Annotated in this window: 1 protein-coding gene; it reads right to left on the bottom strand. The window is 63.2% G+C overall.

Features of this window, described 5'->3' with window-relative positions; all coding sequences use genetic code 11:
- A partial coding sequence (locus tag BT993_RS06980; protein ID WP_208600532.1) for a DUF3574 domain-containing protein occupies positions 1–315 on the bottom strand: 315 nt, incomplete at both ends.

Raw genomic sequence — 315 nt, 5'->3', positions numbered from 1 at the left:
CGCGATGCTTGATTTATAGCCCTGGCGCAGAGCCTCAATCCCCGCCTCGCTCTGCGCGTCATGCCCATGGATCACCATCAGCGCCTTGCTCTGCTCCCGCACCACCTGACCATTCTGGCCAAGCCACTGGCCGTGGGCATCAAACACCGTCAGCCCGTCGCGAAAGCGCGGCGTGACGTCACGGTCGACAAACTGTTGCCACTCTTCAGCGGTGATGTCTTTCCCCGCCGGGCGGCTCAGACCGAAGTAAAGCGTGGTTTGCACCATGGACTTATCCGCCGGGCAGACGCCGGGCTTCGGCGCGCTGGTCGATGA

The organism is Streptobacillus ratti (assembly GCF_001891165.1).
In the GTDB taxonomy this organism is placed as follows: Bacteria; Fusobacteriota; Fusobacteriia; order Fusobacteriales; family Leptotrichiaceae; genus Streptobacillus; species Streptobacillus ratti.
The sequence above is the reverse complement of the archived record's forward strand: the minus strand, read 5'-3'. Positions and strand labels throughout refer to the sequence as shown.